At 33.4% G+C, this 7,064-nt stretch carries 7 protein-coding genes; 4 read left to right on the top strand and 3 right to left on the bottom strand.

Annotation, left to right across the window (positions count from 1 at the left end):
• Positions 1-100 precede the first annotated feature (100 nt).
• Positions 101-1,006 carry a TIGR01777 family oxidoreductase gene (locus EG242_RS10185; protein ID WP_124899778.1) on the bottom strand — a complete coding sequence of 302 codons (906 nt, stop codon included), beginning with the start codon at positions 1,004-1,006 and terminating at the stop codon, positions 101-103.
• Position 1,007: 1 nt separating this feature from the next.
• Positions 1,008-1,460 (bottom strand): DUF4442 domain-containing protein, encoded by a 453-nt coding sequence (locus EG242_RS10180; RefSeq protein WP_124899777.1) that lies wholly within the window; start codon positions 1,458-1,460, stop codon positions 1,008-1,010.
• Positions 1,461-1,748: 288 nt separating this feature from the next.
• On the opposite strand from EG242_RS10180, the gene EG242_RS10175 reads away from it, so the two are divergent.
• Complete coding sequence (locus EG242_RS10175) at positions 1,749-2,087, top strand: PadR family transcriptional regulator (protein WP_124899776.1); 339 nt, start codon at positions 1,749-1,751, stop codon at positions 2,085-2,087.
• The gene (locus tag EG242_RS10170; RefSeq protein WP_124899775.1) at positions 2,080-3,588 is read left to right on the top strand and encodes a PspC domain-containing protein; all 1,509 of its coding nucleotides are present in this window, start codon (positions 2,080-2,082) and stop codon (positions 3,586-3,588) included. Before EG242_RS10175 ends, EG242_RS10170 begins: the two co-directional genes overlap by 8 nt.
• 166 nt (positions 3,589-3,754) lie before the next feature.
• On the opposite strand, the gene EG242_RS14950 is transcribed toward EG242_RS10170, so the two are convergent.
• A complete protein-coding gene (locus tag EG242_RS14950) occupies positions 3,755-3,913 on the bottom strand; it encodes a hypothetical protein (RefSeq protein ID WP_203227705.1) in 159 nt (52 codons plus the stop codon).
• Between the two features lie 153 nt (positions 3,914-4,066).
• Here EG242_RS14950 and fumC point away from each other — a divergent pair, with 153 nt between their 5' ends.
• Both fumC and EG242_RS10160 read left to right on the top strand, forming a co-directional pair.
• Positions 4,067-5,464, top strand: coding sequence for a class II fumarate hydratase (gene fumC / locus EG242_RS10165; protein WP_124899774.1), 1,398 nt, complete (start codon positions 4,067-4,069; stop codon positions 5,462-5,464).
• 109 nt (positions 5,465-5,573) lie between these two features.
• Positions 5,574-6,863 (top strand): UDP-N-acetylmuramoyl-tripeptide--D-alanyl-D-alanine ligase, encoded by a 1,290-nt coding sequence (locus tag EG242_RS10160; RefSeq protein ID WP_124899773.1) that lies wholly within the window; start codon positions 5,574-5,576, stop codon positions 6,861-6,863.
• Positions 6,864-7,064: the final 201 nt, after the last annotated feature.

Raw genomic sequence — 7,064 nt, 5'->3', positions numbered from 1 at the left:
CATAGTTTGCTATGCGAAAAGTAAAACGTCTATCATAATCTTTTAAAAACATAAGAAAAATCTATGTTTCTATATGGTGGAAATAATTACACACAAAGGGTTACTTATACAAATCTTTCAATGTGCTTGATAACTCTGTAAACCTAAATTGATAGCCGATTTCTGGTAATTTAATTGATTGAACATGTTGGCTAGAAAGTACCAAGGCAGAACGTTTTCCCAAACCAAATTTAATTACAAATTCTGGAATATTTGGCAACCATAATGGTTTATTTAATTGCGCTGCCAATAACTTTAAAAATTCATTCTGTTTTACTGCATTTGGCGCAACTACGTTAAAGATCCCGCTTTGTCGATCTTTTAATAACTGATAAATAATTTCAATAACATCGTTAAAATGTACCCAACTCATCCATTGTTTGCCGTTGCCTAAATTGGCGCCCAATCCTTTTGAAACTACTTTAGCCAATTCATGCAAAACACCATGATCTTTAGATAAAATCAAACCGAAACGGGTAATGGCAGTTTTTATTACTAAGCCTTCAAAACGTAAATTGGCAGCTTCCCAATCTTTACAAACTTCAGCTAAAAAATCGGTTCCAAAATCAGATGAATTTTCATTATAAACCGCCGTTTCGCTTGACTGATAAATACCAATTGCCGATGCATTTACAATCGATTTTACCTGATGTTCATTAGTCTGCAAGGCATTAAAAAGGGTATTTGAACAATTTATTCTGCTGTTGTGAATCTGATTTTTATTTTCTTCTGTCCAAGCACAATTTATGGTATGCCCAGCCAAATTTACAATGGCATCAACTTGATCCAATGAATTTAAATCGATCTCATTTTTTTCGGGATTCCACAAAAATCCTTTGTAATTTTCTTTGTCTTTTATATCAGCGGCATCGGTGACTAAATAATGAACCGAGTGGTTGTTCTTTATAAGATACGAACACAACGCAGTCCCAATAAATCCGGTGGCTCCTGTAATTAAAACTTTCATATTATTTTGCTTTTAGTGTCCATTCAAAATCGTAAGTCCCAACTTTATCTCCTTGTTCGTCGTATCCTTCAGATCGAACCCAAAACGAAATTCCTTGATTGGTAAGCAGTGCTTCGTTTACTTTTTCACGAATCATTAATCCATCTTCACATTTAAACGTAATAACGCCCGTTGCTTTTTTGGTAAATTTTGATTTTTGATTCAAAACCAACATCGATACTTTTTTGTTTGATTCCCTTATCGCTTTCATAACTAAAACACCTGTTGTAAGTTCCGCTCCCATGTTCTGCACCGCAAAATACATTGATTTAAACGGATTTTGATTGAACCATCTGTGCTTTGCTCTAACAGTGCAGTGCGCATCGCTTATCGAATAAACGCGAACACCACATAGGTATGCCGATGGTAAATTTTTAAGAAGATATAAGTTTAGGTTTTTTACGTTAAAATCCATAATAATCAAGGTTTACAGCTAATTTACGACTTTTTTTAATGGCAATTGAAATTAATTCAATTGTTAAAAAAAAGTTAATTATAAGTACTATGTTATACAAGGTACAGGCTTTTGTATATATCTTTGCTATATCAAAATGAAACAATAAGGTAAATATGCAGGTGACTGTAAGCCGAAAAATTAAAAACGACACATTTCTCATACTGTTATTAATTTGAATAGTTTACTCAATCACAAAAAAAGGTTTAAGTTACCTGCCTTTACTTTTAACCTAAAATATTGAGTTCTATGAATATTGAAAACACAAAAGCGCAAATGCGCAAAGGGATTCTGGAATTTTGCATTCTATCGGTTCTAAAAGATAAAGACTGTTACACATCTGAAATTTTAGACACCTTGAAGGAAGCAAAGTTACTAGTGGTAGAAGGCACCGTTTATCCACTGCTTACCCGCCTAAAAAACGACGAATTATTAAGCTATCGTTGGGAAGAATCAACATCGGGACCACCGCGAAAGTATTACCGATTAACTGAACTGGGCAACGATTTTTTAAAAGAACTAACCGTAACCTGGAAAGAATTAAGTGAAGCCGTTAACATTATAACTAATAAGAATAGCCATGAATAAAACCGTAACCATTAACATAGCAGGACTTGTTTTTCACATCGATGAAGATGCATACAACAAGTTAGATTCATACATACAGGCAGTGAGAAATTCTATTCAGCAAGAAAGCGAAGATGAAATTATTGCCGATATAGAATCGCGTATTGCAGAGCTTTTTGCCGAAAGAATTGATCCGCAAACTGGTGTTATTCGTATGAATAATGTAGACGAAATAATAAATATTATGGGTAAACCAGAAGATTATATTATTGAAGACGAACCTGTACGCCCAAACTATTTTACATCAACAAACAAAGCATATAAGAAAATTTACCGCGATGGCGAAAAAAGAATTTTAGGCGGTGTATGTTCAGGTTTAGGTCATTATTTTAATATAGATCCGGTTTGGGTACGCATCCTTTTTATCTTACTTTTCTTCGCTTACGGTTTAAGCTTTGTAATTTACTTAATCCTTTGGGTTATTATCCCAAAAGCGGTTACAGTTGCCGATGTTTTAGAAATGAAGGGCGAACCCGTTAATATTTCAAACATAGAAAGACAGTTTCGTGAAGGTGCAGCAAATTCATATCAGCAAATTCGTACAGCAGGAAGCTCTGTAGCCACTGTCTTACGCAGAATTATAGGTATCGTATTAATTGTTTTTGGTGTAATGGGAATTTTCGGAAGCTTCTTTGCGCCGATAATTATGAACACCGATAAAGGTCATATTTTTAACGAATTTGTAAATTACGATGAAGCGCAAACAGGCATACCGCTTTGGGGTATAAGCCTAAGTTTATTTATCATGTGTGCTGTGCCGTTTATTATTTTACTGCTTTTAGGTGTAAAATTACTAAACCCAAAAGTTAAACACATTGGTTGGGTTTCTGGTATTTTAGGGTTCTTTTGGTTGATTTCAATTTTTATTTTTAGTTATGTAATGATCAATTTAGATATTCAGAAAGATAAAATAGAATCATTGTTTGAAGGTAATTTCGATACAAAAATGTCTCAAACCGATTTAAATTTGAACGATAATGATACATTAAACATCATTTTTCAGAAAGATCAACGCATTTTCACCATAAATGATACCCTTACAGGAAAATATAAATACAGCGAAGTTGACGATATATATGTAGAAATTCATGAATCGAACAGAGGTAAAGCCTATATAGAAGTTGAAGAAAAAGTTTTCAACAATAAAGATCTGAATCTTAAATCTTTAAGCAAATACAACATTCAAATCGAAGCTACAAAATTTAGTAATACATTAAATTATGATTATTCAATAAAAAGTGATACTTTAGTCCTTTCAAATTCAGTTTTAACAACTTTAAACGATTTTACAGAAGATTCTAAAGTTCGTGTAAAAATTTATATAACTGATAACCAAAAGGTTAAAATAAACGGAAATGATAACCGCCATTTTTGGAATGTGAATATAAACAATAATGGTAAAAACTATTATAAATTTAATTCCGAAGGAAGATTAGAGAACACAAACAATACTATAAACTAAAAACTTTTAAGGCTTATGTTTTATTTATTATTATTAATCGGACAAACTTTGATTGATCTTATAACAAGTTTATTCTAGAACAAAAACGCTTTCACAACGAAAGCGTTTTTTATTGCTAAAAAAAAATCCTTTTCAAATGAAAAGGATTTTTTTGTTACATAATAATTTATGCATTCTTTTTAGCTTTATTTTCTTTGATTAAGTCAGTTGCTCCACCAACAGCCCAGTACATTACAAAGCTGATTAGGAAAAACATTAACCAAAAACCCATGGTCATAATTGTTAAACCAATCAAAAAAGCTATAAATTGTTGAAATTCAAACATGATTCCGGAATTTTATGTGTATACAGTTACAAAGATAAACCTTAAGTTTAACTCCCCAAAAGAAATCTTAATAATTTCTAAAAATAATTACTTTAATAAGTAAACAAATCTTTTTAAGTATCTTTATATGTATCAAATTCAAATAAAAAAACCATGCATTATAGAATTGAAACAGATACAATGGGTGAAGTTAAAGTTCCTGCAGATAAATATTGGGGTGCCCAAACAGAACGTTCTCGCAATAACTTTAAAATAGGTTCAATAGCATCAATGCCATTAGAAATTATTAAAGGCTTTGCTTATTTAAAAAAAGCGGCTGCGTATGCAAATCATGATTTAGGAGTTTTACCTATTGAAAAACGAGATGCAATCGCTATGGTTTGCGATGAAATTTTAGCTGATAAATTAAACGATCAGTTCCCATTAGTCATTTGGCAAACAGGTTCAGGCACACAATCTAACATGAATGTGAATGAAGTTATTGCCAATCGAGCTCAAGTTTTAGCAGGATTTAAAATTGGAGAAGGAGAACCAGTTTTAAAAGCGAATGATGATGTGAACAAATCGCAATCATCAAACGATACCTACCCAACCGGAATGCACATTGCGGCATATAAAGCCGTTGTAGAAATTACCATTCCGGGTGTGGAACAATTACGCGATACCTTGTCACAAAAATCAGCCGAGTTTATGAATGTCGTTAAAATTGGTCGAACTCATTTAATGGATGCTACTCCGTTAACGTTAGGACAAGAATTATCGGGCTATGTAGCGCAATTAAATTACGGTATAAAAGCGGTAAAAAACACCTTGCCTCATTTGTCAGAAATTGCTTTAGGTGGCACCGCAGTTGGTACAGGTTTAAACACTCCGGAAGGTTATGATGTATTGGTAGCAAAATATATTGCTGAATTTACGGGACATCCGTTCATAACTGCCGAAAATAAATTCGAAGCTTTAGCTGCACACGATGCTATTGTAGAAACGCACGGCGCCTTAAAACAACTGGCTGTTTCTCTTAATAAAATTGCGAACGATATTCGTATGTTAGCATCAGGTCCGCGTTCAGGAATCGGCGAAATCTTAATACCTGAAAACGAACCGGGATCGTCAATCATGCCGGGTAAAGTAAATCCTACACAATGCGAAGCACTAACAATGGTTGCCGCTCAAGTTATGGGGAACGATGTTGCTATTACAATTGGCGGAACACAAGGTCATTATGAATTAAACGTTTTTAAACCTTTAATGGCTGCCAACTTTTTACAATCGGCTCGTTTACTGGGCGATGCCTGTGTTTCTTTTGATGAACATTGCGCACAAGGAATTGAACCAAATTATGATCGAATTAAAGAATTGGTTGCTAATTCGTTAATGTTGGTAACGGCTTTAAATACTAAAATAGGCTATTACAAAGCTGCCGAAATTGCACAAACAGCACATAAAAATAATTCTACTTTAAAAGAAACTGCAATTGCTTTGGGCTATGTAACCGCTGAAGAATTTAACCAATGGGTAAAACCCGAAGAAATGGTAGGGAAATTAAAGTAAATCTAATTAATCAAAAATAAAAAAATCATAGCCAGCGTTTACTATAATTCTATCAAAATAAATTTTAAATTTGTTTCTTTTTAAAAAGACATAGTCTTTTATACTATCTATGGAAACATTCGAATTATATTCAATATTCAACCAATGTAACGGTATAAGCACCGATACTAGAAACATTACAGAAAACTGTCTTTTCTTTGCATTAAAAGGAGACAACTTTAACGCAAACCATTTTGCATTACAAGCGTTAGAAAATGGTGCCGCTTTCGCCGTGGTTGACGATAAAAACCTAAAGAAACTTGATAACAATAAACTAATTATTGTAGACGATGTTCTTAAAACCCTACAAGATTTAGCTGCTTTTCATAGGTTTCATATTGGTTTACCTGTTATAGCCTTAACCGGAAGCAACGGAAAAACAACCAGTAAAGAATTATTGCACGCCGTTTTAAGTACAAAATACAATACCATTGCAACTATTGGAAATTTAAATAACCATATTGGTGTTCCGTTAACTTTGTTACGTTTAACAGAAGATACCGATTTGGCTATTATTGAAATGGGAGCCAATCATCAAAAAGAAATCGAACTTTTATGTTCAATAACTCAGCCCGATTTTGGCTTTATCACCAATTTTGGTCGTGCGCATTTAGAAGGTTTCGGTGGAATTGAAGGAGTTATAAAAGGCAAAAGCGAAATGTATGATTACTTACAAAGTAACAATAAAACCATATTTGTAAATTTCGATGATTCCATTCAAACAGATAAAACTGCAAACACTACTCGTTTTGGATTTTCTATAGAAAATAACCCATTGGCAAACATTCAAATTACAAATGCCACTGCGCAACCAATGGCAAGTGTTCAACTAAATGGCATTGAGATAAAATCGAACCTTACCGGATTGTACAACATGCCAAACATAGCATTTGCCATATCTATCGGGTTGTATTTCAATATTTCTTTAGAAAATATAAAAGAAGCTATAGAAAATTACATTCCACAAAACAACCGTTCTCAATGGACGAAAATAAACGATAAAAATATTTTGTTGGATGCTTACAATGCAAATCCAAGCAGTATGCAGGTTGCTATAGAAAATTTTAAACAGTTAGAAAACTCTTCCAAATTAATGATCTTAGGAGATATGTTTGAATTAGGAAATGAGTCATACAAAGAACATTTACAAACAATAAATCAAGTGATAGAAACCAAGATTCCGTCGATATTTATTGGTGAACATTTCTTTAAAGTTCAAGTAAAAAACGATCGTGTGAAATATTTCCAAACCATACCAGATTACTTCATTCACTTGAATGATTCACCAATTTCCCAAGAATTACTCCTTATAAAAGGATCCAGAGGAATGGCACTTGAAAGAATCTTAAAAAAAATATAAAATCTACTAATGTCCACCAACAACTAAACTCCTGCATTTGTAGGAGTTTTTTTTTATGTTTAATTCGGGCAATCCCTTCCGCTAACGCTGCAGGTCGGGCTTTCGCGAGTCGCTTTTTGTTGCCCTTCGTCAGGCTCAGGGACCAACAAAAGAGCTCCAACAATCGCTCCATCCCTATTGCGGTTGGATGTTGGATGTTGG

This window comes from Paenimyroides viscosum (assembly GCF_003858535.1).
In the GTDB taxonomy this organism is placed as follows: domain Bacteria; phylum Bacteroidota; class Bacteroidia; order Flavobacteriales; family Flavobacteriaceae; genus Flavobacterium; species Flavobacterium viscosum.
This window is presented reverse-complemented; position numbering and strand designations above follow the sequence as displayed.